This window comes from Roseateles sp. DAIF2, assembly GCF_015624425.1.
Taxonomy (GTDB): domain Bacteria; phylum Pseudomonadota; class Gammaproteobacteria; order Burkholderiales; family Burkholderiaceae_C; genus Kinneretia.
In genome coordinates, this window is sequence record NZ_CP049919.1 from 3,344,460 (window position 1) to 3,368,868 (window position 24,409).

The window sequence follows — 24,409 nt, forward strand, 5'->3', positions numbered from 1 at the left end:
TTGGTTCGCATGCCCGCCCCTTTCACTCTTTCGCGGCGGGTTGCAGGGCCCGGCGCAGCTCGCGCGAGGCCTCGGGAGATTCGGCGGCCAGGGCGTTCAGGCCCTCGCCCAGCGGCACCGGCTGGCGCGGTGCGCCGAACATCGTCGACATCAGCGCGGCCTGCTTGCCGGTCAGCACCATCAGTTCGATCCGGCGGTTCTCGGCCGCCAGCGGTTCGTCCAGGTTCAGCGGCGCGCTGTCGGCCATGCCGGACACCTGCATCACGCTGCTCTCCGGCATGCCGCCCTCCAGCAGATGGAAGCGCGCCGCCATCGCCCGATGCGTGGACAGCGCCCAGTTCGAGAAGGCCGCCGGGCCGCGGTCGCTGTACTGCGCCGCGTCGGTATGGCCGACGATCAGGAGCTGATTCTGCATCTGCGCGAACACCGGGCCCAGCTTTCTGAGCAGGCCGCGGAAGCGGGTCGAGGGCACGGCGCTGCCGCGCTCGAACATGCCGCGCGCATCGGTGTCGTGCAGCATCAGGCGCAGGCCCTGCGGCGTCACCGCGCTCTTCAGGTTGCCGCCCAGGCCCTCGTCGGCGCTGACGCGCTCGATCACGCGGGCCAGCTCGCGCAGCTCGGCCGGGCTCTCGTAGCGGGCCTTGGACGGCGAGGCCGGGCCGTCGGTCTCGGTCGCATTGCTGCTGTAGCGCGACTGCCCTTCGGCGCGGGTCTCGCCATAGGCCGGCACTGGATGGCGCTCGATCATGCTGCCGCGCGAGCCCGAGGCCAGCGAGTTGGTCAGGCCGTTGCCGTCCTCCAGCAGGTTCGCGCCGGCGCTCTTCAGCACCACCTGCATGCGCTCCGAGTTGCGCGAGGCCAGCAGCCACAACACCAGGAACAGGCACAGCAGGGCCAGGCAGAAATCGGCAAAGGCCACCTTCCAGGCGCCGCCATGGGCCTCGTCATGCGCCTTGCGCGAGACGCGCTTGACCACCGTGGGGTGGTGCGCGTCGCCGCCGCGGGCCTTGCCCGCCTTGTTGCCATCAGGCAGCACGGCGCTCTCCCGGCATGCGGTCGGTGGCGCGGCGGCGCGGCGTGGCCTCGGCATCGCCCGGGTTCTGCATCTTGTCGATCCAGCTCTCCAGCAGCGCGAAGCTGGGCTTGATGTTCAGCTGCACCAGGCGACGGCCGGCGTCGATCGCCAGCAGCGGCGGCTTGCCCGAGACATGGGTCACCAGCACCACCTTGACCGATTCCAGCGCGGCCAGTTCCTCGTGCACGATCTGCTTCATCATGTTCGCCAGCGGGTCAAAGAGGGCATAGCAGAAGAAGATGCCGATGAAGGTGCCGACCATCGCGGCCGCGACCATCACCGCGATCTCGGCGGTGCCGGCGCCGTCGGCCACCGAGCTCATCGCCATCACGATGCCCAGCACCGCGGCCAGGATGCCAAAGCCGGGCATCGCCTCGGCGATCTTGCCCAGCGACTTGGCGGGCTGCGACAGCTCCTCGTAGATCGCCTCCAGCTCCTGCTCCAGCACGCCCTCCAGCTCATGGGCGTTGATCTTGCCCATCGCCATCAGGCGGAAGTTGTCGACGATGAAGTGCAGCAGCTTGGGCTCTTCTAGGATCAGCGGGTAGCGCTTGAACAGCACGCTGTCATGCGGCGCCTCGACATGGGCGTCCAGCGCCTTCAGGCCGCCGGCCGCGGTCTGCAGCAGCTCGTACATCAGCAGCAGCAGCTGGCGCTGGAACTCCTCGCCGGGCTTCTTGCGGCCGACCACCTTCTTGAGCTGCAGCACCATCTCGGACAGCACATGCTTGGGGTTGCCCAGCACGATGGCGCCCAGGCCGGCGCCCAGGATGATCAGCAGCTCAACCGGCTGCCAGATCACCTTGAAGCTGCCGCCGTGCAGCATGAAGCCGCCGAAGACGCAACCCAGCACGATGACGATTCCAATAAGTGGCTGCATGGCTTTACTTCTTTCCTAATGGGGCTCAGGCCTGCTGCAGGAAGGCTTTCATCTTCCTGAGCGCCGCCTTGTTGATCTGGGACACGCGCGCCTCGGTGAGATCCAGCACGGCGGCGATCTCCTTCAGGCTGGCGTCGAATTCGTAGTACAGCTGGATCACCTTCTGCTCGCGCTCGTCCAGGCTGGTCAGAGCCTGAGCGATCGAGCGGGTCACCATCAGCTGGGCCTCGGGTGTGCGGCAGTCGCTGGGCAGCTCGCTCAGCTCGGCCACCAGCTCGTCGAAGCTGGCCAGCTCCTCCGCCACCTCGGCCTGCTGGTAGGCCGCCCAATCCTTGGGGCTGAGCTTCAGGTGGTGCAGGATCTCGGCTTCGCTGGGCTCATGGCCCAGCTTGCGGGTCAGCGCGCGCAGCGCGTCGCGCAGCTTGTGGCTGTCCTGGCGCACCGAACGCGGGCGCCAGTCCTGGCGGCGCAGCTCGTCGAGGATGGCGCCGCGCACGCGCAGCGCCGCAAAGGCGCCGAAGGCCTCGTCGGGCTGGCCGTAGCGGCGCAGCGCCTCCAGCAGGCCCATCAGGCCGATCTGCTCCATGTCCTCGCGGTCCATCACCGCGCTCGCCTGGGCCGAGAGCTGGCGCACGATGCGCTTGACCAGCGGCGCGTACTGGCGCAGCTGGGCCTGCTCGAAGTCGGGCCCCAGACCGACGGGGGCGGTCTGGGCGAACTCGGCGTAGGCGCTCGCGGCGGTGGGGGCGAACATGGGCTGGCGTCCCGTCACTCGATGATCAGCTTGCCGATCAGGGCCTCGGCGAACGGCGGCTCGCGCTGCTCGGCGGCGTAGTTGGCCTTGTAGGCCTTGTTCAGCACCTCGGCGAACTGCACCACGGTCATCGCCTGGGCCGCCTCCACCGTGTAGGCCGACAGGGCCTTGACCGCGACCGTGCGCAGCAGCGGCAGATGTTCCTTGGCGCGCTTCTCCTGCTCCGGCAGGGCCTTGAACACCACGTCCACCGCCATGTAATGCGAGACCGACTCGCCGCTGCGGCCGCGCAGCATCACCAGCACCTTGTCCAGGGTGACATATTTGTAGTCGGGCGCCGGCTTGGCGGCCGGCTTGGGCGCGTCGCCGCCGGCCGTGGCGGCCTGGCCGCTGCCCAGCTTCCACCAGACGGCGCCGCCGGCGGCGCCCGCGGCCAGCAGCGCCACGAGGCCGCCGACCAGGATCAGTTTGAAGTTCTTCGTCATGTGCGGATCTCGGTTCAGGCTTTGGCGGCCGTCAGGCTGGCGGCGAAGAAGGCGGAAGAGGAAGCGCCGTCGGCCGATTCATCGCCCAGCGCGCGGCCGGGGCCGCGCTGGGCGCTGGAGTCTTGCTGTTGCTGCTGCGGCTGGCCCTCGCGCTGCGCATGGCGCGCGTCGGCCTCGCCGCGCGCGGCGCCGGCCTGCGCGACCTGCACGCTGACCTCGCCGCTGTGGCGCTGCACCAGGTCCTGGCGCAGATGCTCGCTGACCTGCTGGATCTGGCGCACGACCTCGCCATGGCTGGCGGCGATGCGCACCTGCAGCTCGCCGGCCTGCTGGCGGATCGCGATCTCGACCTGGCCCAGCATCGGCGGATCCAGGCGGATCACCGCCTGGTCGCTGCGCGCCGCGATCTGCAGCTGCAGGCGGTCGCCCAGCACCTGCATCAGCGGCTGCTGCCATTGGCGCGGCTCGCCCTTCAGCTCCAGCCGCGGTTCGCCGGCCGCGCCGCGCGGCGCGGTGTCGGGCTTGGCGAGCACCGGGCTCAGCTCGGGCGGCAGCGCGAAGAGGGCATCGCCGGCCTCGGCCGGGGCCGCCGGTGCCAGCTCGGCGAGGTCACCGCTGCTGCCACCGCGGCCGATCTGCTCGGCCAGGGCCGGCAGCGCGGCGCCGGGCAGGGGCGCTGCGGTCTGGGGGGCCTGGGCGGCTACCGGGCGCGACGTCGGCAGCACTGCGGCCGGAGCCGAGACCGGATTCGCCAGCAGGCCCAGCGCGGCCAGCGCATAGGCGCTCTGCGGATCCAGCGTGGGGCTTTCTTCGGCGCCCTCCTCGCCTGCCTCGGCGCGCGGCAGCGGATCGACCGGCAGGGCCGGCTCACCCAGCACCAGCGGCGCGGCCTGGCCCGGCAAGACCGGCTGCTGCGCCTCGGTCGCGGGCTGCGCGGGCGCAGCGGCCTGGCCGGCCAGATCGAGCAGGACGCCGGCCTGCTGGGCGGCCAGCGCGCCGGCAAAACCGTTGCCGGCGGCGGTGGGCAAGGCGACCGGCGCGCCGGCCAGCAGCGCGGCGTTGGCGCCGGGCAGCAGGCCGGTGGGCAATGCCGGCGCGGTGTTCAGCAGCAGATGGCTCATGCGCGGGCTCCCGGGAGATGTTGTTGTTCTTCGTCGTCGCCCGCGCTGCCGTCCCAGCCGGTGCTCTCGGCATAGGCCTGCCAGCGGTCGCGGCCCTGGCGCATCAGCTCCAGGGTCTCGCCCAGATTGCGCATCTCGGCGGCGCAGAACTCGCGCACCTGGGTGTGTACCTGCTTCAGCAGGTCCAGGGCCTGGCGTTCGGCGGGGTTCCAGCCGGCCAGGGAGGGCCATTGGCGCAGCGCGGCGGCCAGCTCCGCGTCCAGGCGGGCCACGGCCTGCCAGTCGCGGTTGCGGCTCGCCTCGCGCAGGCCCTGGGCCCACAGGCGCAGCTGGTTCTGCTTATCCACGCACGGCTCCATGGCGGTCGTGGATGCCCTGCCAGCCGGTGCGGATCTCGGCCAGCAGCTGGACCACCTCGTCGATGATCTCGACCTTGAGCTCGGCGCCGGCGCGGTAGAGGCGCTCGGCGCAGTAGTCGTAGAGGCGGGCGAGGTTCTGCACGACCTCGCCGCCGGCCTCCATGTCCAGCGCGCTGGACATGCCGTTGATGATGCTGACGCACTTCTCCAGGCTGGCCGCCTTGAGCTCGTAACGACGGCCCTCGATATGGGCCCGGGCACGGGCCAGCTCATCGAGCAGACCATCCATCAGCACCAGCACGAGCTGCACCGGCGAGGCTTGGGTGGTCTGGGCCTTGAGATTGACGGCTTGGTAGCTTTGGTAGGCGTCGTAGGTCATCTTGCGTGGGTCTAGGTGCCCAGCGCATTGAACAGATTGCCGGTCTCGCTCATGCGGGACTGCACCTGCTGCAATGCGGTGAACTGCTTGAGATAACGCTGGTACATGGTGTCGTACTGCGTGTCGAGCCGGGTCTGGCGCGCGTTCAGCGCCTTCTGCTGGGTCTGCACCGAGGTCTGGCGCTGCTGGATCTGACCCTTGGTGCTGCTGGTCCATTTGTCCAGCTGCGCCGCGAAGGCGCCCATCAGGCCGCTTGGCGCCGCGGTCGCGGTGCTGCCGAACACGGTGTCCAGCGCGTCCGGCTTGGCGGCCAGGGTCTTCTCCAGCTTCTTGCTGTCCAGGCTCAGCTGGCCGCTGCGGTCGGCATTGATGCCGAGGTCGCGCAGGGTCAGGCCGCCGAATTCCTGGCGCAGGATGCCGCCCAGCCGGTTGCGCAGCGAGCGCACGCCAGCGTCCGAGGCGAAGGCGGCCGGAGCCGTGCCGTCCTTGCCGACCGCGGTCAGCTCGTCCAGCGTCTTTTCCAGCGTGTTGTAGGCGTCGATGAAGGTCTTGATATTGGCCGAGGTGGCGCCGTCGTCCTTGGCAACGCTCAGCACCGCGGCGGCGGAGCCGTTCGCCTGGGCCTTCTTGAGCGTGACGGTGACGCCCGGGATCGCGGTCAGCTGGTTGCTGCCCTGCTGGATGCGGGTGCCGGTGTTCTGCTCGCCCAGCCAGACCACGGCGTCCTGCGCCGCGACCAGCTCCTTGGGCGCGGCGCCCAGCTTGTCGCGCAGCGCGCCGGCCGGCAGGCCGGTGACGTCCAGGCTGACCTTGCCGCCCTCGCCGCTGACGCCCGAGCCCAGCATCAGCTGGGACTGGCCGCCGACGGTGACGATCTGGGCGCTGACCTTGCCGCCGTTGCCGGAGGCCTGGTTGATCGCGCGCGCCAGCTCGACCTGGGACAGGGTCTTGTTGCCGTCGGAATCGGCATTGGCCAGGTTGACGACGAAGTTGCCGCCATTGGCCAGCTTGACCGTCATGTTCAGCGGACCGGCCGGCCAGGCGGAGATGTCCTCCGGCGGCAGGTTCTCGAACGCCACTTGGTGGCTGGTCGCCACGCGCTCGACGAAGATCGGATAGCTGCCGGGGATCGCGGCGGCATTGGCCTCGGCCGTGCCCAGCGCGGTATCGGAGAAGGCGGCGCTGCGCTGCTGCAGGCCCTTCTTGTTCGAGAGGCCGTCCATGGCCGAGTCGAAGGCCTTCAGCGCGCTCTGCAGCTTGCTCAGGGCGGTCGAGGTGGCCTGGGCGCTCTTGGTCTGCGCGGTCAGCAGGGCGCGGGCGGACTGGGTATAGGCGGTGGCCAGGTTGGTGGCCAGGGTGGACGGGTCGATGCTAGCCATGGCAAGCTCCTGCAAGGTGGTCGGTGGGACTTCCTTGCCAGAAGGCGACGGCCGGGCGGGCGGGCTTAAATCGGCGCATCGAAGCCTCCCGGGGTGGAGCGCTGCCAGACCTGGCCGGCCAGATCGTCCTGCTGCTTCTGCTCGCGGCGCTGGCTTTCGCGCAGGGCCTGGGCGCTCATGCGCGCCAGCAGCTGGCCATAGGCCTCCTGCTTGCGGGCCACCTCCAGCATCGCCTGGCGCTGCACCGCCATGTCGGCCTCGTGCAGGGCCAGGTCCTGGCGCTGCTGCTCGGCCCATTGCATCACCGCCTGCTTGTAGACGGCGTTGTTGGCGGCCAGGGTCGGCACCGCGGCGCCGGTCGGGCCGATCTGGGCGTTCAGCTGCTCAAGGCGCTGCACCGTCGAGGCATAGCGCGCGCGCAGCTGCTCCTGGGTCGCCAGCTTGGCCTGGTAGCGCTCCAGCTCGCGCTCGCGCAGCTCGATCAGCTGGGCCAGGCTCTGTTTCATGTGCTGCGTGTTCATGCCAGCAGGGCCTCCAGCTGCTGCAGGGTCGCGTCCAGCGGCGCGGCCTCGTTGACGCCCTGGTGCAGGAAGGCCTCGATGCGCGGGAACAGCGCCACCGCGCGGTCGGTCAGCGGGTCGGCGCCGGGCACATAGGCGCCCAGCGGCATCAGCTCGCGCACCTGCTCGTAGCGCGCCATCAGGGACTTCAGCTGGCGCGCGGCCTGCTGCTGGCCCTTGCTGGCGACCAGGGCCATGCAGCGGCTGATCGACTGGGCGACGTCGATCGCCGGGTAATGGCCGCGCTCGGCCAGCGCGCGCGACAGCACGATATGGCCGTCCAGGATCGCGCGGGCGGTGTCGACCACCGGATCCTGCTGGTCGTCACCCTCGGCGAGCACGGTGTAGATCGCGCTCATGCTGCCCTCGGGATGCTCGCCGTTGCCGGCGCTTTCCACCAGCTCGGGCAGCACGGAGAAGACGGAGGGCGGGTAGCCGCGCGTGGCGGGTGGCTCGCCCAGGGCCAGCGCGACCTCGCGCTTGGCCATCGCGTAGCGGGTCAGCGAATCGACCAGCAGCAGCACGTGCTGGCCCTGATCGCGGTAATGGGCGGCGATCGTGTGGCACAGCTCGGTGGCGCGCATGCGCATCAGCGGCGACTCGTCGGCCGGCGCCACCACCACCACCGCGCGGGCCAGGCCGGCCTCGCCCAGGCTCAGGTCGATGAACTCGCGCACCTCGCGGCCGCGCTCGCCGATCAGGCCCACCACCACCACATCGGCGACGGTCTGGCGCGTGATCAGGCCCAGCAGCACGCTCTTGCCCACGCCGGAGCCGGCCATCAGGCCGACGCGCTGGCCGCGGCCCAGGCTCAGCAGGCCGTTGATCGCGCGCACGCCGACATCCAGCGGCTCATGCACCGGGGTCTTCTTCAGCGGGTTGACCTTGGGCGGCTGGCTCGGCAGCGGATGCTCGCCGGAGAGGCGCCCCAGGCCGTCGATCGGTTCGCCCAGGCCGTTGACGATGCGCCCCAGCCAGGCCGGACCGATCAGCGGCGCGCGCCCCTCGGGCGCCGGCAGCACGCGCGCGCCGGTGGCCAGGCCCTCGGGCTTCTTGAACGGCATCAGATAGGACACCTGGTCGCGGAAACCCACCACCTGGGCCGCGATCCATTCGCCGCCGTCGGCCTCGATCATGCAGCGCTGGCCGGTGCGCAGCGCGCAGCCGACGCTTTCCAGCAGCAGGCCGGACGCGCCGACCAGGCGGCCGGTGGGCGTGGCCACCGGCACCTCGCCCAGCTCGACACGACGCAGCGCGGCGGCGATCATCAGGCGTTCTCCCCCGCGTGATCCAGCACCTGGGCCTTGACCTGGCTCATGCAGGCCTCCAGGCGCTGGCGGCAGCCGGCATCGGCCTCGCGGCCGCCGGCCAGCAGGCGGCATTCACCGCTTTCCAGCTTGGGATCGGGCAGCAGGGTCCAGTCCTGGACGCGCTCCGGTGCCAGGTCCTGCAGGCGGCGCAGGTCCTCGGGATTCAGATAGACCTCGACGCCCTCGCGGCGCACCGGCATGCTGCTCAGGGTCTCGTCGACCAGGGCCAGCAGCTGGGTCGGCTGCAGGGTCAGCTCGGCGCGGATCACCTGGCGCGACACCTTCTCGACCAGCTCGACCACCTCCTTGCGCAGCGCGCCCTGGAAGTCGGACTGCAGCTGCTTGAGCTCGGCGAACAGCGCGTCGACCGGCTTGGCCAGACCGCCGAAGCGCTCATGCATCTCGCGCCGCCCCTGTTCGCGCCCCTGCTCGCGGCCCTCGGCCTGCGCGGCCTCGGCACCGGACTGCAGGCCGCTGGCATAGCCTTCCTCGTAGCCCTTGGACAGGCCTTCCTGGAAGCCCTGAGCCAGGCTCTCCTGCAGCTGGGCCGGTGAGCTGTTGGCCAGCTCGCGGCTGGCGTTCAGCTGGGCCAGCGGCGGGAAGCGGTGCGGGCGCGGGGTGGGCTTCATTCGACGGTGGCCTCGGCGAACAGCTGCACCTGGATCTCCCCGGCATCGACCAGGGCCTTGACCTGGGCCATCACCTCGTTGCGCGCCGCCTCGGCGCGCGACAGCGGCACCGGGCCGCTGCGGCGGATCAGGTCCTCGAAGCTCTGCGCCTGGCGGCGCGGCATCGCGGCCAGGATGGCGTCGCGCACCTTGGCCTCGGCGCCCTTCAGCGCCACGGCCCACAGCTCGATCGGCACTTCCTCGATCACGCGGGTCAGCACGCTCTCGCTCTGGCGCGACAGGATGAAGAAGTCGTACATGCTGACCTCGATCTCGCTGACCACCTCGGGGTCATGCGCGCGCAGCAGCTCGACCATCTGCTGGCGCTCGGCCGGCAGGCGGTTCAGGATCTCGGCCACCTGGCGCACGCCCTCGACGCTGGCGCCCTGCTGGCCCAGGCCGGCCAGGCAGCGCTCGACCAGCAGCTCCAGCTCGCCCAGCAGCTCGGCGTCGACCTCGGTCAGGCGCGCCACGTTCAGCAGCACCAGGTCACGGCCGGCCTCGGGCAGGGCCGCGATCACGTCGCTGGCCAAGGTGGCCGGCAGGAAGGCCAGGAACACCGCCTGCATGCGCACATGCTCGTCGGCGATATGGTCGGCCAGCCATTTCGGCGAGGCCCATTGCAGGCGCTGCATCTTGGGACGGATCGCGTCGCCGTAGATGTTGTTCAGCACGCTGGTCGCGATGTCGCCGCCCAGCGCCAGGTCCAGCGAGCGCTTCAGGTAGCTGCGCGAGGCGCCATGCACCCCGCTCTGCTCACGGTAGTCGTCGAAGAAGTTCTGCAGCGCGGTCTTGACCCAGTCGACCTTGATGCCGCTCAGGCGCGACATCACCTGGGTCACGCCCAGCAGCTCCTCGCGCGACAGGCAGCGCAGCACCGCCGCGGCGGGCTCCTCGCCCATGCTCAGCAGCACGATGGCGGCGCGCTCGACCGGGCTCAGGCCTGCGGCGCTGGCCGCGGGAATGAAGTCGTCGGTGTCAAGCATTTTTCTTCTGCACCCATTGCTTCACCACCTCGGCAACGCGCTCCGGCTCCTTGGCCGCCAGCACCTTCAGGTGGTCCACCAACACATCCACCGGCGAGCCGGGGGGCGGCAATTCATAGTTCTCCAGCAGCGGCACCACGGACATCGGCCGCTCGGCGGCGGCGGTCGGCGCGGGCAGGCCCGGCGCGGCCGCCTCGCCCAGCGGCGCTGGCAGCTCGGGCGCGGCGCCATTGATGGCGGTAGCACCCGGCAGCGCGGCCGGCTCCAGCGGGGTCAGGCCTTGCCCCGGCGTGGCGACGCGCGGGCCCAGGGCCTGCTGCGCCAGGCGCAGCAGCGGGCGGGCCAGCAGCAGATAGCCCAGCAAGGCGGCCAGGGCATAGGCGGTCCAGCCGCCGATGTCGACCAGGTTGTCGCGCTGCTCGTACCAGGGCGCGGCGGCCACCGGGCGCGGGAAGCTCAGGGTCGAGACCGCCAGCTTGTCACCACGCTCCGCATTGATGCCCAGGCCGTTGTTCAGCAGGCGCTCGACCTTGCCCAGGTCCTCGGGGGTCCAAGCCTTGGCGCCACCGGGCGCGGCGGCGTTGTTCAGCACCACGGCCACCGACAGGCGGGCCAGGCGGCCGCGGCTCTTCTTGACCTGGGTGATGCTGCGATCGTAGGCGTACTGGCGCGTCGCGGCATTCTTGCGCGCGGTGCTGGCATTGGCGTTGGCATCGGCCGGCGCCGAGGCGGACGGGTCCGGCGCATTGACCGGGCGGTTCGACAGCGAGCCGGGGATGCCCAGCGCGATGCGCTCGCGGTCCTGCTCCTCGCGCATCGCCTCGTTGGTCAGCTTGGGCGAGTCGCCGTACTGTTCGCGGGTCTCCTGCACGCGGTCGTTGTCGACCTCGGCGGTGACGCTGAGCTTGTAGTTCTCATCGCCCAGCACCGGCGCCAGCAGGTCGCGCACATTGCGGCGCACCTCGTCCTGGTAGCGCTTGGCGGCCTCGTTGCCCTGGTTGGCCTCGAAGCCCTCGCTCAGGTCGACGCGCGCCGACAGCAGGTTGCCGGCCTGGTCCACCAGGCTGATGCGCGAGGGCTCGAGGCTGGCGACGCTGCCGGCCACCAGGTTGATCGCGGCGGCGATCTGCTCGTTGGACAGGCTGCGGCCCGGGCGCAGGGTCAGCACCACCGAGGCCGAGCTCTTCTGGCCGTCGGACAGCACGAAGGAGCTGGACTTGGCGATCGACAGATGCACGCGGGCGCTCTCGACCGCGTCCAGGCTCATCATGCTCTGCGCCAGCTCGCCCTCCAGGCCGCGGCGAAAGCGCACGTCCTGCACGAACTGGCTGACGCCCAGCGGGTCGTTCTTGTCCATCAGCTCCAGGCCGGCCGGCAGCTTGGCGACCACGCCCTTGGCGGCCAGCAGCATACGCACATGGCCCAGCTGGCCCTCGGGCACCAGCACCTGGCCGGTCTCGGGATGCAGGCGGTAGGCGATGCGCTCGGCATCCAGCACGGCCAGCATCTCGCCCGAGGCGACGCGCTCGCGAGCGCCGAACACCGGCTTGTAGGTCGACTGATCGCGCCACAGCAGCATCAGCACCAGCGCGGTGCCGACGGCGGCCAGCAGCAGCAGCGGCAGCAGGCTCTTGGCGAAGCCCGCGGGCAGGGCCGGGCGGCTCTGCCAGGCGGGCCCGAGGCGGGCGGTGAGGGATTTCAGCATGCCGGGGTCCTCAGAGCTGCAGCTTGATCAGTTCGTCCACCGCGCCGACCACCTTGTTGCGGACCTGCATCAGCATCGAGAAGGACAGGCTGGCCTGCTGGCTGGCCAGCATCGCGCCGACCAGGTCGTCGCTCTCGCCGTTCTCGACCGCGGTCATGCGCGCGCCGGCGGCCTGGTCGCGGGCATCGATGCCGCGCAGGGCCTCGGCCATGCTGTGCGCAAAGCCCGGGGTCGCCGGTTCGCTGCCCGGCTCCGGCAGGCCGGAGGCCAGGCGCAGCGCGTCCTGTTCCAGGCGCGCCAGTTCGGCTTGCAGGGGACCTGCGCCGAGCTGGGGCGAGACATTGCCGATGGCGGCCATATTTGCAATCCTTCGCAGTTTCCTCGATGGCCGCCAAAATGCAGGCAAAGCCATCCCCTTGCCTCATGACGAGGCAATCGATAATTAATTCTTGGCTATATCGCAGGTCGCCGCGTGGCGAAACGACCGAAGGCGATCAGAAAACTAGGGCGAGACGTATCTCAACACAACAACCCCCTATTACTGCAAAGCCCTCTGTTTATTTCGCATGAGTCTCTTCTGGATTTGTGAATCAAATATGACCGCAAATCCATGGAAACACATTCATTTTATGGGCGCGGCGGACCTGAACTCTCTCGGATATCGTCAGAACAAAGCCGGGATCAAGCCTCTTAATCGGCGAATACTGGCTTTCCCGTGACGCGGCGGTTATAGATCGACCATTTGTGCGTCAGACGCCCAAAATGCCAGAACACGAGAATCCCGACCCGGGCACGGACCGGATGCGACGAGCCTGCCCACGGCCGAGCGCGGAGGCCGCGCGGCATCGGTGCTGAGGGAGAGAAGACGTATCGGCTTGCTCATGGTCGCATCGTCCTGTGAGGAGTGAGGCGGCAAGCCCGGCGAAAGCCGATCGGGTCACAACGGAGCACGGGAGCGCTCCGGCAGGCGAGAGTACCCGCCGATCCCACGCGGCACGCGGGACCAACAGACTCAGGTCTGGCAACCCCGCTATCGTGATCCGCGCCGAGGCGTGGATGGTAGACCGGAGGCTTTGCGACCCCGACTTTCGTTCGGGTGTGCCCTGATGGAACAAACTGTAGCCTGCCAGCGCACGGGCACACAAGGCATTTGCGGGCGCCGCCATGGATGAAGTCGGGACGGCGTGACATTGTGCGCACGCCGACCCAAGAAAGGCCCGGCCATCGAGATTTGACGCGCCGAGGATGGCGCGGATGCAACACATGCTGCGCTGCAACACCAATATGAAGAAAAGCCCGGAGGCCGCCCCGAGGCGGGCCGAATTGGTGTCACCGATACCAGGGCGACCGGAACGGGCCCCGACTTAAATTCGGGGGCTGTGATTTTTTACCGTGGCTCGCCTTCGAATATATTGCGGGGAATTAGAAATCAATCGGCCGGTTTACTAGAATCCGCCTTCAAATAAGCTTGCCGTCGGCTTTTCCAGCCCGGCGATTCCGGCGCTCGCGCCGTCCCGAACTAGCCCGCCATGCCCGCCTCTGACAAGCGTTCCCCGCCCACGGATACCGCCGGCCAAACCGTGCTGGATCCGCGCACCCTGGGTCGCCCGGTGCATCTGCTGCCGCGTTTCACGCAGCGCCTGAGCGAGTCGCTGGGCGAGCTGTTCCGCCAGTACAACCGCCGCTACCGCGCCCAGTACCAGCTCGGCCCGATCAGCGTGAAGCCGCCCTCCCCCGGCAGCAAGCGCGCCGCCATGGGCCGCTGGCAGGTGAGCGAGACCGCGCTGGGCCGGGTCGCCTGCCTGATCGAACGCCCGCTGGTGCTGAGCCTGATGGCGCATCGCTACGGCGCCGCCACCGGCGAGCTGCAGGTGCTGACCGCCGCCAGCGCGCCCGAGACTGCCACCGAGGAGCGCCTGCAGCAGTTGCTGAGCCAGCAGTTGCTGGAGCGCGCGCTGGCCCTGATCACCGAGCCCGTGGCGCTGAACCTGCAGACCAGCCAGCAGCCGCAGCTGCATGCCGGCAGCTGGTATATCCAGGTGCCGGTGCGCGAGAGCACGCAGGACCTCGAGGCCGAGCTGCTGCTGGCGCTGGACCCGCAGTACATCGACCTGCTGCTCAAGCAACTGGCCGAGGGCCAGGTGCCGCGCGGCGCGAGCCCGCTGCCCGATGCCGAGCAGCTGCCGCGCCAGCTGACCCTGAAGCTGGAGGCGCGCCTGCTGGAGCAGACCCTGCCGCTGGGCGAGCTGCTGGCCCTGCGGCCCGGCGACCTGGTGCCGGTACGCCTGAAGGCCACCGAGGTGCTGGTCGACGGCTCGCGCCTGTTCACCGCCTCGGTCGCCGAACACCAGGGCAAGCTGTGCCTGACCTCCTTCGCTGATGCCGAATGACATGAGCAACGCCATGAACATGAACGACTCCATCGACTCCCTGCTGAACGACTATCCCGAGCAAGACCTGGCCCTGCCCGGTCCGGCCGAGGGCGGCGCCCCGGCGCCCGCGCCGCGCGACCTGCCCAAGCTGATGCGCAAGATCCCGGTCACCCTGACCCTGGAGGTCGGCGAGGCCAAGCTCTCGCTGTACGAGCTGGCCAATCTGCAGTCCGACAGCGTGGTCGAGCTCGACACGCTGGCCGGCGAGCCGCTGACGATCAAGGTCAATGGCACCGCGATCGGCCGCGCCGAGGTGGTCGTGTCGGGCGAGAACTACGGCCTGAAGATCGTCGAGATCGCCGGCCTGGATCTGGACCAGCTGAAGCCATGAAGCGCTTGCGCGCCCTGGGCCTTGGCGCCCTGGGCCTGGGTCTGACCCTGCTGCACCATCCGCTGCTGGCCCAGACCATCAAGATCACCGGCGCCCAGAGCGGCGGCGCCGCCAACGAGTTCACGGTCAAGACCCAGGTCCTGATCATCATGACCCTGCTCGGGCTGCTGCCCGCGCTGGTCCTGATGATGACGAGCTTCACCCGCTTCGTGATCGTGCTGTCGCTGCTGCGCCAGGCCCTGGGCCTGCAGCAGGGCCTGCCGAACCGGCTGATCACCGGCGTCGCGCTGATCCTGACCATCCTGGTGATGCGCCCGGTCGGCGAGCAGATCTGGGAAAAGGCCTTCGTGCCCTACGACGCCGAGAAGATCACCCTGACCCAGGCGCTGAAGGTCGCCGAGGCGCCGCTGTCCGGCTTCATGCTGGCCCAGACCAGCAAGACCTCGCTGGCCCAGATCGCCCGCCTGGCCGGTGACGAGCAGGTCGCCAAGCCCGAGGACCATGCCTTCACCGTCAAGCTCGCGGCCTTCGTGCTGTCGGAGCTGAAGACCGCGTTCCAGATCGGCTGCATGCTCTTCATCCCCTTCCTGGTGATCGACCTGGTGGTCGCCTCGGTGCTGATGGCGATGGGCATGATGATGCTGTCGCCCCTGGTGATCTCGCTGCCGCTGAAGCTGCTGCTGTTCGTGCTGGTGGACGGCTGGACCCTGACGGTCAACACCCTGGTGTCCAGCGTGCGCATGGTGGGAGGCTAGCCCGATGACACCGGAAATTGCCACCGACCTGATCGGCGAAGGCCTGAACATCACCCTGCTGCTGGTCACCCTGCTGGTGCTGCCCAGCCTGATCGTCGGCCTGCTGGTGAGCCTGTTCCAGGCCGCCACGCAGATCAACGAGCAGACCCTGTCCTTCCTGCCCAAGCTGCTGGTGACCCTGCTGGTGGTCGGCCTGGCCGGGCGCTGGATGGTCGGCTATCTGATGGACTTCTGCGTCTCGATCTTCGAGCGCGCCGCCACCCTGGTGGCCTGAGACAGCCGCCATGGAGTGGGAGGTCAAACAGCTGCTGCCCCTGCTGAACGCCATCTGGTGGCCGTTCTGCCGCGGCCTGGCCTTCCTCAGCGCCGCGCCGATGATCGGCGAGGCGATGGTGCCGATCAGCGTGCGGGTGCTGCTGTCGCTGACCCTGGCGGTGATCCTGATGCCGATCTCGCAGAGCACCGCGCTGGCGATCGACCCCTGGTCGCTGGCCGGCGCCGTGGCCACCGCCGAGCAGGCCCTGCTGGGCCTGGTGCTGGGCCTGGCCTTCCATCTGGCGATGGCGGTGATCACGGTGCTCGGCTTCCTGCTCTCCTCGCAGCTGGGCCTGGCGATGGCGGTGATGAACGACCCGATGAACGGGTCCTCCTCCGACGTGATCTCGGCCCTCTTGAGCATGTTCTGCATGCTGGTGTTCTTCAGCGTCGACGGCCACCTGCTCTTCATCCAGGTGCTGGGCGGCAGCTTCAAGGCCTGGCCGGTCGGCGCGGGCCTGGCCACCCTGAACATGGAGACCGTGGCCTACAACCTGGCCTGGGTGTTCTCGGCCGCGCTGCTGCTGGCCCTGCCGGTGATCTTCTCGACGCTGGTGGTGCAGATGGGCATGGGCCTGCTGAACCGGGTCTCGCCGAGCCTGAACCTGTTCTCGCTGGGTTTCTCGCTGGTGACCCTGTTCGGCCTGTTCATGCTGACCCGCATGCTGTCCTTCATCCCGGACCATTACCTGCGCATGACGCAGCAGGTGCTGGACCTGATCGACCGCGGCCTGAAGACCGGAGCCGGCCATGTCTGAGGCCAGCAGCGGCGACAAGACCGAAAAGCCCTCGGAGCAGAAACTCCGCAAGGCGCGCGAGCAGGGCCAGGTGGCACGCTCGCGCGACCTGCCGATGGCCGTCGGCATCCTGCTGGCCTTCAAGCTGCAGCTGCTCCTGATGCCGCTGTACCTGGACGACTTCCGCGCCCTCTTCCACCTGGCCTTTGCGCCGCTGGACCTGGAGGGCGCGCAGGACAATGTCTGGTCCAACGCCTTCATCAACACCCTGGCCCTGCTGGCCAAGATGGCGGCGCCGCTGCTGGTGCTGCCGCTGGTGATCATCATCGCCTCGCTGATGCCCGGCGGCCTGCTGTTCACGCCCGGCAACTGGGCGCCGAAGCTGAACCGCCTGAGCCCCCTCACCAACCTGGGCCGGCTCGCCAGCGCCAAGCATTGGAACGACCTGGGCCTGTCGATCCTGAAGATCCTGTGCCTGATCGCCGCGCTGGTATACCTGAGCCGCAGCCTGGCCGGCGCCTGGGTGGCGCTGCAGGGCCAGAGCCTGGACCAGGCGCTGGCCCACGGCGCCGGCATGGTGCTGGACAGCCTGATGGTGATGGCGGCCCTGCTGGGCGTGTTCGCGCTGATCGACGCGCCGCTGCAGCATTTCCTGTTCATGCGCGGCCAGCGCATGAGCAAGCAGGAGCTGAAGGACGAGTACAAGCAGCAGGAGGGCCGCCCCGAGGTGCGCCAGCGCATTCGCCAGCTGCAGCGCGCGCTGGCGCAGCGCGGCGCGCGCAAGGCCGTGCCGGAGGCCGACGTGGTGGTCGTGAACCCCGAGCATTACGCGGTCGCGCTGCGCTATGACGACAAGCGCGCCGAGGCCCCCTTCGTTGTCGCCAAGGGCATCGACGAGATGGCCTTCTACATCCGCGAGATCGCCCGCCAGCATGGCGTGCAGGTGCTGACCCTGCCGCCGCTGGCGCGCGCCCTCTACAACAGCAGCCAGGTGCAGCAGCAGATTCCCGCCTCGCTGTACCAGGCGGTGGCCCAGGTGCTGAGCTATGTGATGCAGCTCAAGGCCTTCAAGAACGGCAAGCGCAAGAGCGCACCCCAGCTGCCCGGCGATCTGGCCGTGCCGCACCATCTTTCCGACCCGACGCCATGAACTTCCTCGCCCGACTCCAAGCCCAGCTGGGTCCTTACCGCGTCGCCGCGCCGCTGTTCCTGATGGCCATCCTGGCGATGGTCATCCTGCCGCTGCCGCCGGTGCTGCTGGACGTGCTGTTCACCTTCAACATCGTGCTGGCCCTGGTGGTGATCCTGGTCAGCGTGAACAGCAAGCGGCCGCTGGACTTCTCGGTCTTCCCGAGCATCATCCTGGCCACCACACTGCTGCGCCTGTCGCTCAACGTGGCCTCGACCCGCGTCGTGCTGCTGCACGGCCACGAGGGCACGCATGCCGCCGGCCAGGTGATCGAGAGCTTCGGCAATGTCGTGATCGGCGGCAACTTCGTCGTCGGCCTGGTCGTGTTCGTGATCCTGATGGTGGTGAACTTCATCGTCGTCACCAAGGGCGCGGAACGGATCTCCGAGGTCTCGGCCCGCTTCACGCTGGACGCCCTGCCGGGCAAGCAGATGGCGATCGATGCCGACCTGAACGCCGGCCTGGTGAACCAGGAGCAGGCGCAGAAGCGGCGCAAGGAGGTCGGCGCCGAGGCCGACTTCTATGGCGCGATGGACGGCGCCAGCAAGTTCGTGCGCGGCGACGCGATCGCCTCGATCCTGATCCTGATCATCAACATGGTCGGCGGCGTCGCGATCGGCGCCTTCATGCACGACCTGAGCCTGGGCGATGCCTTCCGCACCTACGCCCTGCTGACCATCGGCGACGGCCTGGTGGCTCAGATCCCGGCGCTGCTGCTGTCGGCCGCGGCCGCCATCATCGTCACCCGCGTCAGCGACTCCGGCGATGGCGACGGTGCCTTCGAGGCCCAGATCGGCCAACAATTGCTGGCCTCGCCGCAGGTGCTGTACAGCGCCGCGGCCGTGATGCTGGCCCTGGCCCTGATCCCGGGCATGCCGACCCTGGCCTTCATGAGCTTCGCCGCCGCGCTGGCCTATGCCGCCTGGCGCATGGGCCGCAAGGCCGCCGGCGCGGTCAAGCCGGCCGAGCCGATCGAGGCCGCGCTGCTGACCGCCACCCCGCCGGACCTCGACTGGCGCGCGCTGCCGGTCGTCGAGCAGCTGTCGGTGGCGCTGGGCTACAAGCTGGTCGGCCTGATCAACCCCGACCAGGGCGCGCCGCTGCAGCAGCGCGTCAAGGGCATGCGCCAGAGCCTGAGCGAGAACCTGGGCCTCTTGCTGCCCAGCATCCAGGTGCGCGACGACCTGTCGCTCAAGCCCAACCAATACACCGTGATGCTGGGCGGCAGCGTGATCGCCCAGGCCGAGGTGCAGCCGGACAAGCTGATGGCGATCGCCTCGGCCCAGGTCTATGGCGAGCTGGACGGCCAGCCCGGCGCCGACCCGGCCTACGGCCTGCCGGTGATCTGGATCGACAGCACCCAGAAGGCCCACGCGCTGGGCCTGGGCTATCAGGTGGTCGACGTGCCCAGCGTGATCGCCACCCATCTCTCCAAGCTGGTGCGCGAGCAACTGCCCGAGCTGCTGCGCTTCGACGATGTCTCGGCCCTGCTGGAACGGCTCACCGCGCTGGCGCCCAAGCTGGCCGCGGCGCTGGACAAGGCCTATGGCCATGCCCAGCTGCTGAAGATCCTGCGCCTGCTGCTGACCGAGGGCGTCTCGATCAAGGACATCGTGCCGATCGCCAGCACCCTGGTCGAGAACGCCGAGAGCACCAAGGACCCGATCCTGCTGGCCGCCGAGGTGCGTTGCGCGCTGCGTCGCCAGATCGTCAGCCAGCTCTGCGGCCCGGTCGGCACCCTGCGCGTGTTCAACCTGGGCGGCGAGCTGGAGAACCTGCTGCTGGGCGCCTTGAACCAGGCACGCCAGGGCAATGCCAAGGTGCAACTGGACAGCTATCCGGTCGACCCGCAGCTGCTGGCCCAGCTGCAGCAGCATATGCCGCAGGCACGCGACCAGATGAAGGGCCAGGGCGCCGCGCCGGTGCTGCTGGTGATGCCGCAGATCCGCCCGCTGCTGGCGCGCTACGCGCGCCTGTTTGCGCCGGGCCTGGCGGTCCTGTCTTATAACGAGGTGCCCGAGCAGCGCGAGATCGCGGTGATCGGCGCGCTGGGCTGAGGCCTCGGCGCTCACGCCATCCCCCGGAGAATCTGTCATGGGAAAACACAGCCCCGTCGCTTACGCCCCCCGCTACATGGAGCAGTTCCGCTGCGCCGGCTCGACCTGCCCGGAGAACTGCTGCACCGGCTGGACCGTCGCGATCGACAAGCCCAGCTATCAGCAGTACCGCGAGGTCAAGCGCGAGCCGCTGGCAGGCCTGATCCGCGAGGGCATCGAGCGCCTTCCCGAGGGCAGCACCCAGTCCTATGCGCGCATCCGCCTGCGCGAGGACAGCAGCTGTCCCTTCCTGGACGAAAGCCGGCTGTGCCGCATCCACGGCGAGCTGGGCGAGCGGGCACTGTCCAATACCTGCAGCCAGTACCCGCGGGCCTATGGCCTGGACGGCGACGACCACCAGATGCACGCGACCCTGAGCTGTCCGGAGGCGGCCCGGCTCGCGCTCACCGATCTGGGCGCGCTCGACCCGATTTCGCTGCAACTGCCCTTCGCCAACCCGCAGCTGGTGCCGCTGAGCGCCCGCCGAAACGCGCCCGCGGCGGACGAGGCCGACCCGGTGCGCAAGCATGCGCGCCTGATCGCCCAGGCGGTGCAGGGCCTGGTGCGCCTGCCCACGCTCAACGCCGCGCAGTCGCTGGTGCAGGCCGGGCTGATGCTGCGCCGCATCGCGCGCATCGAGACCCGCGGCGCGGCCGGCGAGCAGGCGTTGGCCCAGGTGATGGAGCATTACCTGGCGCCCCGGCAGCTGGCCGAGGTTCCGGCCCTGCTGGCGCAGTTGCCGACGGCGCGCGAGGCGCAGCTCTCGATGCTGTTCGACACCACGCGGCGCTACCTGAGCGCGCATCGCGGCCGCCCCTCCTTCCATGCGCTGATCCAGGATGTACAGGACGGCCTGCAGCTGGCCCAGGACGGTCAGGTCGCGGTGGCGCGCCTGGAGGCGGCGCTGCAGGAGCGTTGGTTGCCGCTGGAGGCCGCGCACCCGCAGCTGCTGAAGAACTACCTGCTGAACGACCTGGCCAAGTCGATGTTCCCGCGCCGCGGCATCGCCGAGATGGAACGCGAGTTCATGGACCTGGCCGTGCGCTTCGCGCTGATCAAGTTCCTGCTGCTGGGCCTGGCCGCGAAGCGCGGCCCGGACTTCGGCGTCGACGATGTGGTGCGGGTGGTCTATGTCGTGGTGCGCAATATCGAGCACAACACCGCCTTCATGAAGACGGTGATGGACGATCTCGAGGCGCGCAACGCGTTGCGCCTGGATGTGCTGACGACGCTGGTGCTCTAGCAGGTTGTTAGAAACGTCGCAAGGATGGCATCCACCCTCAGTCCACGGCAAATGCTGCAGAGGTTTTTAGTCCGAATTCGTCGGCTGTGATGCAATGACGTTAGCCACAGGTCTGATAACTTGATTGGTTGGCCCGCCACGAGACACCGTGCTCATCCCGCTTGGACGGCGAATGCCCATGTAAACCGAGCCGCCGCCATCCAAATTGAGCGTCGAGCTCGCTGGATCAACGCCGAGTTCTCGTTGGGCTGAGGATGCACCCGCATGGGTGATGCGCTGCCACTCTTCCATCGTGGCGCCAAGATCCCTTTTTCCACCAGTTGTCAATGTATGCATCACCACGTTCTCGTTTTTTCCATACCTGTTCTTATTGATGGAAATTGCCGCGCGTTCGTTGGCGTCACTTGCGTGCGTCAGTGCTCCAGCGCGACTGTTTAGCGGGTTCTCGGCGGGACCATCCGGGCTCGGCACCCGATACTGGAATCGTTCATGGTTCGGCAAAACTGTTTCCACCCCATGGTGTTCCAGCAACGGCCCACTACTGAGACCGACTCCACCACCCACGGTCACATGCCCATAGTCTTGTACCCATGGCCGTGCAATCGGCGTGTAGTCCTCGCGTGTAGCCGTGGCGCCAACTGGTGTTCCAATCGATGGAGAAGTACCTTCGTCTGTTTGCAATCCGACCTTGTGAACAAAGTACCCACCATTGATAACCGCGCTGGTAGATGGAGCTTGCAAGGCAAGAGTTTCTGGCGACGAAGGCAGTTGTCCATTGCCTGTGCCGAAAACCCCGCCAGCGTTAGCACCGCCCACGACCGTCAGCCGGTCGTACTGGGCACCATCCCACATGTTGTCCTGGATGGTCCGTAACGGGGTTCCGACCTCAGCCACTGGCGGGCGCCCCGCCCCAGGACGCTTGATTTTTGTATGGACAATTCCCTCCGTCTCTGTGCTCACTGCTACCTGCTTACGCACGTTTCGACCGCGTATCAAGGCCTGGGCTCGAAGAATTGCTTGCTGCTCCTCTAAGGTTTCTCCGAATCGCTGGATTGGAGCCGCGGAGTTGTTAGCCATGTGAAGTTGCATCAAGGGTTCCATGGCTTTGCGTTGCATCGCCATGCGAGGGCTGGTGGAAATGCGCGCGGAACTGCTATTCAATGATTGACCGCTCCTAGCCTCTAGAACCGAATCCCCCCCGGCAACCGGCTGCATGGGGGATCTGGTCGACTGGGTCTTGCCTTTGTGCATGTCCTGCTCGTCCAATCAGGGGAAGGGAACATCAGCCTAGGGAAGCAGGCACCCGCTGTCTATCAGCAGAATGCTGATATGAGGGATCGCCGGTCTTGCGGGAATCGGCCCCTTACTGGCGGCGTTTCGAGGACTCGGTACTGAACCTCATCAACATCAACGCACTCTGACGAAACGGTATCTCTAGTCATTTGAGCGAGTCACGCACTAAGCACCCGGAGCACGGCAACCGGGCCCTACTTGGGTTACGTATGAGCGCCGAGCGCAGCACGGCAACGTAGGCTGAAGCTGCTGAAGGCTCTCAACGACTTGCTAGGCCCGCTGCAGCACGCCGGCCACCTCGGCCGCCGCGCGGAACAAGGCGCCACTGCTGCCATGGGCCAGGCCCTGGCTCAGCCGCTCCCGGGGCAGCGGCGGCACGGCCGGCGGCCGCGAGCTGAGCTGGCAATGGCGCAGCGGTAGTGGCACCGCGGCCAGGGCCGCCGAGATGCGCGGCATCAGGCCGCGCAGCGCCTGCAGGGTCTCGGCCTTCTCGGCCGAGAAATGCAAAAGTAGCCCCTGCTGCCATTGCAGCACCACCTGCACCCATTCGCCGCCCAGGCTCAGGATCAGCCCCAGGCGCAGGCCCTCGCCCTGCTGCTGATCCTCCGGCTCCGGATGCGGCGGCTGCCGCCCGCCGGAGGATTCCTCGTCCCGTGCCGCGGGCTCGTCCGGATGCGGCAGCCAGGCCGCGGTCGGCGGCGTCAGCAGGCGCAGCTGCAGGTTGTGGCCATTCCAGCCCGGCAGATGGAGGCTCGCCGTCGCCTGTTCCGGCGCGGCTGACGGGCCCTGCGCCGCCTCGGCCAGCAGGCGGCCGCGCCATTGCAGCGCCAGGCTGGCCGGCGCCGTCATCTCGGGCGCCACGGTGGCACGCGCGCTATGCAAACGCTGCGCCAGCAGCCAGGCCTGGTCGGTGCGCAGCGCGCCGCTCTCCTCCAGCGCGGCCGACGCGGGCTGGCCCGCCGTACCGGCCTGGGTCGGCTGCCGCTCCAGCATCTGCAACTCCAGCCGGGGCTGGGTGGCCAGCACGCGCAGCAGCAGCACATCGCCGACCTGGGCGCTGCCCGGCGCGATGTTGGCGAGCAAGACACCCTGCTCGTTGAGCGCCTGCAACTGCCCCTGCGCCCCGGCCGCGACCGTCAGGCGCAGGGTGTCGCCAACCTGGACCGCCGGACCGGAGGACGCACCGGACTGCCCCTGCCCGGCATGCATGACGGGCCGCAGCGGCACGATGGCTTGGATCGGTGAGCTCATGGTGGTGAAGCTAATAAAAAAGCCAGGCGCAAGGCCTGGCTTTTTTCTCGGTCGTGGGCCACGGAGGCCTCAACGGGCGTGTTTACTGCAGCAGCGACATGACCAGGCCGGACATGCTGTTGCTCTGCTTCAGCATCGAAGACGATGCCTGCATCAGCATCTGCTTGGTGGTCATGTTGGACGTTTCCGTCGCGTAGTCCACGTCCATGATGCGGCCCTTAGCCTGCGAGACGTTGGTGCTCATGTTCTGCAAGTTGTTGTAGACATGGTCCAGACGGTTCGCACCGGCACCCAGCTTGGAGCGGGCGGCACCGACCGACTTCAGCACGTCGTTGGCCAGGTCGATGGCCGTGTTGGCCAGGGCGCTGGTGGTGAAGGTGCCGGCCTTCAGCGCGGTGATGTCGGTGGACACCTTGGCGACTTCGGTCGAGGCGTTGAACGCGTAGGTTTCGGCCTTGTCCGAACCGATCTGGAAGGTCACCGCACCGGCGCCCAGCTTGCCGGCCGCGCCCAGCAGGGCCTGGCCGCCGAACTTGGTGTTCGTCGTGATGTTTTCCAGTTCCAGGGCCAGATCGTCGAACTCGGCCTTCATCGCGGTCAGGTCGTCGGTGGTGGCCGTGCCGCTGGCGCCTTCGGTAGCCAGATCCTTCATGCGCAGCACGATGTTGCTGACTTCGTCCAGCGCGCCTTCGGCGGTCTGCAGCATCGAGATGCCGTTTTGCGTGTTGCGCTGGGCCACGCCCATGCCGCGGGTCTGGGCGTTCAGTCGCGTGGCGATCTGCAGGCCGGCGGCGTCGTCCATCGCGGAGTTGACGCGGAAACCGGTGCCCAGACGGGTCATCGAGGTCGACAGGGCGCTTTGCGTCTTGCCCAACGAACCTTGGGTGGACAGAGCGGCGGCATTGGTGTGCAGGCTCAACATGGTGGCTTACTCCTGGTGGGTTTGTCTGCGTGGCAGGCAGACTCTTCAGCTGCCGTCAACAACATAGGGCGGCCGTCCGCGACGGGAACTTAAATGCCGGCCGCAAAAAGAAAACGCTCACCGAGCCGAGAATGAAAAAGCCAGGCACGAGGCCTGGCTTCTCGATCGCAGGCCCCAGGGGCCG

The 24,409-nt window shown here is 68.5% G+C and carries 25 protein-coding genes and 1 riboswitch; of the genes, 8 read left to right on the forward strand and 17 right to left on the reverse strand.

The genetic code is table 11. The features are described 5' to 3' along the window. Positions 1 to 22: 22 nt before the first annotated feature. The 14 genes from G8A07_RS15380 to G8A07_RS15445 all read right to left on the reverse strand — a co-directional run bounded on the left by G8A07_RS15380 (position 23) and on the right by G8A07_RS15445 (position 12,019). Positions 23 to 1,036: a flagellar motor protein MotB gene (locus tag G8A07_RS15380; protein WP_249937012.1), complete on the reverse strand. Its 1,014-nt coding sequence runs from the start codon at positions 1,034 to 1,036 to the stop codon at positions 23 to 25. Next, complete coding sequence (motA, locus tag G8A07_RS15385) at positions 1,026 to 1,955, reverse strand: flagellar motor stator protein MotA (RefSeq protein WP_195792912.1); 930 nt, start codon at positions 1,953 to 1,955, stop codon at positions 1,026 to 1,028. The genes G8A07_RS15380 and motA overlap by 11 nt, the downstream gene beginning before the upstream one ends. Positions 1,956 to 1,980: 25 nt before the next feature. Next, positions 1,981 to 2,709, reverse strand: a complete 729-nt coding sequence (locus tag G8A07_RS15390; RefSeq protein WP_195792913.1) for a FliA/WhiG family RNA polymerase sigma factor — start codon at positions 2,707 to 2,709, stop codon at positions 1,981 to 1,983. A gap of 14 nt (positions 2,710 to 2,723) precedes the next feature. Beyond that, positions 2,724 to 3,194, reverse strand: a complete 471-nt coding sequence (locus G8A07_RS15395) for a flagellar basal body protein (RefSeq protein ID WP_195792914.1) — start codon at positions 3,192 to 3,194, stop codon at positions 2,724 to 2,726. Between the two features lie 14 nt (positions 3,195 to 3,208). After that, positions 3,209 to 4,315 (reverse strand): flagellar hook-length control protein FliK, encoded by a 1,107-nt coding sequence (locus G8A07_RS15400; RefSeq protein ID WP_195792915.1) that lies wholly within the window; start codon positions 4,313 to 4,315, stop codon positions 3,209 to 3,211. Further along, a complete protein-coding gene (locus G8A07_RS15405) occupies positions 4,312 to 4,662 on the reverse strand; it encodes a hypothetical protein (RefSeq protein ID WP_195792916.1) in 351 nt (116 codons plus the stop codon). Before G8A07_RS15405 ends, G8A07_RS15400 begins: the two co-directional genes overlap by 4 nt. Further along, positions 4,655 to 5,053 carry a flagellar export chaperone FliS gene (fliS, locus tag G8A07_RS15410; protein WP_195792917.1) on the reverse strand — a complete coding sequence of 133 codons (399 nt, stop codon included), beginning with the start codon at positions 5,051 to 5,053 and terminating at the stop codon, positions 4,655 to 4,657. The genes G8A07_RS15405 and fliS overlap by 8 nt, the downstream gene beginning before the upstream one ends. Before the next feature lie 11 nt (positions 5,054 to 5,064). Beyond that, positions 5,065 to 6,432: a flagellar filament capping protein FliD gene (gene fliD / locus G8A07_RS15415; RefSeq protein WP_195792918.1), complete on the reverse strand. Its 1,368-nt coding sequence runs from the start codon at positions 6,430 to 6,432 to the stop codon at positions 5,065 to 5,067. A gap of 65 nt (positions 6,433 to 6,497) precedes the next feature. Further along, positions 6,498 to 6,953, reverse strand: a complete 456-nt coding sequence (locus G8A07_RS15420) for a flagellar FliJ family protein (RefSeq protein WP_195792919.1) — start codon at positions 6,951 to 6,953, stop codon at positions 6,498 to 6,500. Further along, positions 6,950 to 8,260 (reverse strand): flagellar protein export ATPase FliI, encoded by a 1,311-nt coding sequence (fliI, locus tag G8A07_RS15425; protein ID WP_195792920.1) that lies wholly within the window; start codon positions 8,258 to 8,260, stop codon positions 6,950 to 6,952. Before fliI ends, G8A07_RS15420 begins: the two co-directional genes overlap by 4 nt. Then, positions 8,260 to 8,931 (reverse strand): flagellar assembly protein FliH, encoded by a 672-nt coding sequence (fliH, locus tag G8A07_RS15430; protein ID WP_195792921.1) that lies wholly within the window; start codon positions 8,929 to 8,931, stop codon positions 8,260 to 8,262. The genes fliI and fliH overlap by 1 nt, the downstream gene beginning before the upstream one ends. Further along, a complete protein-coding gene (locus G8A07_RS15435; RefSeq protein WP_195792922.1) occupies positions 8,928 to 9,956 on the reverse strand; it encodes a flagellar motor switch protein FliG in 1,029 nt (342 codons plus the stop codon). The genes fliH and G8A07_RS15435 overlap by 4 nt, the downstream gene beginning before the upstream one ends. Further along, the gene (gene fliF, locus G8A07_RS15440; protein WP_195792923.1) at positions 9,949 to 11,661 is read right to left on the reverse strand and encodes a flagellar basal-body MS-ring/collar protein FliF; all 1,713 of its coding nucleotides are present in this window, start codon (positions 11,659 to 11,661) and stop codon (positions 9,949 to 9,951) included. Before fliF ends, G8A07_RS15435 begins: the two co-directional genes overlap by 8 nt. Before the next feature lie 10 nt (positions 11,662 to 11,671). Continuing rightward, the gene (locus G8A07_RS15445; protein ID WP_195792924.1) at positions 11,672 to 12,019 is read right to left on the reverse strand and encodes a flagellar hook-basal body complex protein FliE; all 348 of its coding nucleotides are present in this window, start codon (positions 12,017 to 12,019) and stop codon (positions 11,672 to 11,674) included. 659 nt (positions 12,020 to 12,678) lie between these two features. After that, positions 12,679 to 12,774: riboswitch (cyclic di-GMP riboswitch) on the reverse strand. A 416-nt stretch (positions 12,775 to 13,190) separates the two neighbouring features. Here G8A07_RS15445 and G8A07_RS15450 point away from each other — a divergent pair. Genes G8A07_RS15450 through fliB form a run of 8 tightly spaced genes read left to right on the forward strand, consistent with a single transcriptional unit; the run spans position 13,191 to position 20,759 of the window. After that, positions 13,191 to 14,051 carry a FliM/FliN family flagellar motor C-terminal domain-containing protein gene (locus G8A07_RS15450; RefSeq protein ID WP_195792925.1) on the forward strand — a complete coding sequence of 287 codons (861 nt, stop codon included), beginning with the start codon at positions 13,191 to 13,193 and terminating at the stop codon, positions 14,049 to 14,051. A gap of 13 nt (positions 14,052 to 14,064) precedes the next feature. Further along, complete coding sequence (locus G8A07_RS15455) at positions 14,065 to 14,424, forward strand: FliM/FliN family flagellar motor switch protein (RefSeq protein WP_195792926.1); 360 nt, start codon at positions 14,065 to 14,067, stop codon at positions 14,422 to 14,424. Continuing rightward, entirely contained in the window at positions 14,421 to 15,179 is a 759-nt protein-coding gene (gene fliP / locus G8A07_RS15460; protein ID WP_195792927.1) for a flagellar type III secretion system pore protein FliP, read from the forward strand. Before G8A07_RS15455 ends, fliP begins: the two co-directional genes overlap by 4 nt. 4 nt (positions 15,180 to 15,183) lie before the next feature. Then, a complete protein-coding gene (gene fliQ / locus G8A07_RS15465) occupies positions 15,184 to 15,453 on the forward strand; it encodes a flagellar biosynthesis protein FliQ (protein WP_195792928.1) in 270 nt (89 codons plus the stop codon). A 10-nt stretch (positions 15,454 to 15,463) separates the two neighbouring features. After that, the gene (fliR, locus tag G8A07_RS15470; RefSeq protein WP_195792929.1) at positions 15,464 to 16,252 is read left to right on the forward strand and encodes a flagellar biosynthetic protein FliR; all 789 of its coding nucleotides are present in this window, start codon (positions 15,464 to 15,466) and stop codon (positions 16,250 to 16,252) included. Beyond that, complete coding sequence (gene flhB, locus G8A07_RS15475; RefSeq protein ID WP_195792930.1) at positions 16,245 to 17,381, forward strand: flagellar type III secretion system protein FlhB; 1,137 nt, start codon at positions 16,245 to 16,247, stop codon at positions 17,379 to 17,381. Before fliR ends, flhB begins: the two co-directional genes overlap by 8 nt. Beyond that, on the forward strand, positions 17,378 to 19,477 hold the full coding sequence (gene flhA / locus G8A07_RS15480) for a flagellar biosynthesis protein FlhA (protein ID WP_195792931.1): 2,100 nt from the start codon (positions 17,378 to 17,380) through the stop codon (positions 19,475 to 19,477). Before flhB ends, flhA begins: the two co-directional genes overlap by 4 nt. 37 nt (positions 19,478 to 19,514) lie before the next feature. After that, on the forward strand, positions 19,515 to 20,759 hold the full coding sequence (gene fliB / locus G8A07_RS15485) for a flagellin lysine-N-methylase (protein ID WP_195792932.1): 1,245 nt from the start codon (positions 19,515 to 19,517) through the stop codon (positions 20,757 to 20,759). 66 nt (positions 20,760 to 20,825) lie between these two features. On the opposite strand, the gene G8A07_RS15490 is transcribed toward fliB, so the two are convergent. The 3 genes from G8A07_RS15490 to G8A07_RS15500 all read right to left on the reverse strand — a co-directional run bounded on the left by G8A07_RS15490 (position 20,826) and on the right by G8A07_RS15500 (position 24,225). Beyond that, positions 20,826 to 21,881, reverse strand: coding sequence for a hypothetical protein (locus tag G8A07_RS15490; RefSeq protein WP_195792933.1), 1,056 nt, complete (start codon positions 21,879 to 21,881; stop codon positions 20,826 to 20,828). A 441-nt stretch (positions 21,882 to 22,322) separates the two neighbouring features. Then, entirely contained in the window at positions 22,323 to 23,303 is a 981-nt protein-coding gene (locus G8A07_RS15495; RefSeq protein WP_195792934.1) for a hypothetical protein, read from the reverse strand. 82 nt (positions 23,304 to 23,385) lie between these two features. Further along, positions 23,386 to 24,225 carry a flagellin gene (locus tag G8A07_RS15500; RefSeq protein WP_195792935.1) on the reverse strand — a complete coding sequence of 280 codons (840 nt, stop codon included), beginning with the start codon at positions 24,223 to 24,225 and terminating at the stop codon, positions 23,386 to 23,388. Between the last annotated feature and the right edge of the window lie 184 nt (positions 24,226 to 24,409).

Bases quoted from the DNA above. Each gene is read 5' to 3' on its own strand.
- motA (WP_195792912.1), bottom strand. From the start codon at position 1,955: ATGCAGCCACTTATTGGAATCGTCATCGTGCTGGGTTGCGTCTTCGGC.
- G8A07_RS15390 (WP_195792913.1), bottom strand. From the start codon at position 2,709: ATGTTCGCCCCCACCGCCGCGAGCGCCTACGCCGAGTTCGCCCAGACC.
- G8A07_RS15395 (WP_195792914.1), bottom strand. From the start codon at position 3,194: ATGACGAAGAACTTCAAACTGATCCTGGTCGGCGGCCTCGTGGCGCTG.
- G8A07_RS15400 (WP_195792915.1), bottom strand. From the start codon at position 4,315: ATGAGCCATCTGCTGCTGAACACCGCGCCGGCATTGCCCACCGGCCTG.
- fliS (WP_195792917.1), bottom strand. From the start codon at position 5,053: ATGACCTACGACGCCTACCAAAGCTACCAAGCCGTCAATCTCAAGGCC.
- fliD (WP_195792918.1), bottom strand. From the start codon at position 6,432: ATGGCTAGCATCGACCCGTCCACCCTGGCCACCAACCTGGCCACCGCC.
- G8A07_RS15420 (WP_195792919.1), bottom strand. From the start codon at position 6,953: ATGAACACGCAGCACATGAAACAGAGCCTGGCCCAGCTGATCGAGCTG.
- fliI (WP_195792920.1), bottom strand. From the start codon at position 8,260: ATGATCGCCGCCGCGCTGCGTCGTGTCGAGCTGGGCGAGGTGCCGGTG.
- fliH (WP_195792921.1), bottom strand. From the start codon at position 8,931: ATGAAGCCCACCCCGCGCCCGCACCGCTTCCCGCCGCTGGCCCAGCTG.
- G8A07_RS15435 (WP_195792922.1), bottom strand. From the start codon at position 9,956: ATGCTTGACACCGACGACTTCATTCCCGCGGCCAGCGCCGCAGGCCTG.
- fliF (WP_195792923.1), bottom strand. From the start codon at position 11,661: ATGCTGAAATCCCTCACCGCCCGCCTCGGGCCCGCCTGGCAGAGCCGC.
- G8A07_RS15445 (WP_195792924.1), bottom strand. From the start codon at position 12,019: ATGGCCGCCATCGGCAATGTCTCGCCCCAGCTCGGCGCAGGTCCCCTG.
- G8A07_RS15450 (WP_195792925.1), top strand. From the start codon at position 13,191: ATGCCCGCCTCTGACAAGCGTTCCCCGCCCACGGATACCGCCGGCCAA.
- G8A07_RS15455 (WP_195792926.1), top strand. From the start codon at position 14,065: ATGAACATGAACGACTCCATCGACTCCCTGCTGAACGACTATCCCGAG.
- fliP (WP_195792927.1), top strand. From the start codon at position 14,421: ATGAAGCGCTTGCGCGCCCTGGGCCTTGGCGCCCTGGGCCTGGGTCTG.
- fliQ (WP_195792928.1), top strand. From the start codon at position 15,184: ATGACACCGGAAATTGCCACCGACCTGATCGGCGAAGGCCTGAACATC.
- fliR (WP_195792929.1), top strand. From the start codon at position 15,464: ATGGAGTGGGAGGTCAAACAGCTGCTGCCCCTGCTGAACGCCATCTGG.
- flhB (WP_195792930.1), top strand. From the start codon at position 16,245: ATGTCTGAGGCCAGCAGCGGCGACAAGACCGAAAAGCCCTCGGAGCAG.
- flhA (WP_195792931.1), top strand. From the start codon at position 17,378: ATGAACTTCCTCGCCCGACTCCAAGCCCAGCTGGGTCCTTACCGCGTC.
- fliB (WP_195792932.1), top strand. From the start codon at position 19,515: ATGGGAAAACACAGCCCCGTCGCTTACGCCCCCCGCTACATGGAGCAG.
- G8A07_RS15490 (WP_195792933.1), bottom strand. From the start codon at position 21,881: ATGGCGATGCAACGCAAAGCCATGGAACCCTTGATGCAACTTCACATG.
- G8A07_RS15495 (WP_195792934.1), bottom strand. From the start codon at position 23,303: ATGAGCTCACCGATCCAAGCCATCGTGCCGCTGCGGCCCGTCATGCAT.
- G8A07_RS15500 (WP_195792935.1), bottom strand. From the start codon at position 24,225: ATGTTGAGCCTGCACACCAATGCCGCCGCTCTGTCCACCCAAGGTTCG.